Source organism: Nocardiopsis prasina DSM 43845 (assembly GCF_000341265.1).
GTDB lineage: Bacteria > Actinomycetota > Actinomycetes > Streptosporangiales > Streptosporangiaceae > Nocardiopsis > Nocardiopsis prasina.
In genome coordinates this window covers 1-721 of sequence record NZ_ANAE01000028.1, presented here as the reverse complement: position 1 = coordinate 721, position 721 = coordinate 1, and the positions used below count along the sequence as shown (strand labels likewise).

Sequence of the window (721 nt, the reverse complement as noted above, 5' to 3'; positions counted from 1 at the left end):
GCAGCCGGCGGCCTCCGACGACGGAGTGCCGCAGGCCGTACTCATCGGCGGCGCCGTGGTCGGCGGCCTGCTGGTGATCGTCGGCCTCGCGGGCTTCGGACTGATGTTCTTCTTCATGCGCCGCTCCTGACGCCCCCCGGCTCCGGCCCTGGGCGCGCCGTCGATCTTGTAGCTACCGTGATAGAAACCGGTTTCCCGTGACCGTAGCTACAAGATCGGCGCTGGTCAGGGTGCCGGTTCTCAGGCGGTGGGCACCGTGAGCGAGGCGGGGTGGGACTCCGGCGAGCCGAAGGTGACGCGTTCGCCGATGTCGGATTCGTCGGTGTAGCGGGCGTCACGGGTGTCGACCACCAGGGCCAGGCGGTGCCCGGACGGGACGTCCCACACCACCGGCTCCAGGGCGACGTCCAGGTCGGCCGGCTGCCCCGGCTCGGCGCCGCGCAGCGTGTAGGGCTGGTGCGTGACCAGTGAACCGGTGCCGTGCCGGTCCACGTCGTAGAGGTAGACGTACAGGGACTGCTCGCTGTCGGTGGGGGTGACGGTGATGTCCGCCCGCGGCGTTCCGCTGATCCGCACGCCGTCGGCGTAGGCCCCGCCGGTCCACACACCGGCGCGGCGCCGGTCCACCAGCGGCAGCGACACTCCGGTCGGGACGCCGGCGAACTGCTGAAGGGCGCCGCTGAGCAGCAGCGTCCCGCTTTCGGCGGCAGTCCCGATACCG

General features: G+C 71.7%; 1 protein-coding gene. It reads right to left on the bottom strand.

Annotation, left to right across the window (positions count from 1 at the left end):
- Positions 1–240 precede the first annotated feature (240 nt).
- On the bottom strand, positions 241–721 hold a 481-nt coding region (locus D452_RS27405), incomplete at its 5' end, for a CocE/NonD family hydrolase C-terminal non-catalytic domain-containing protein (protein ID WP_040692785.1).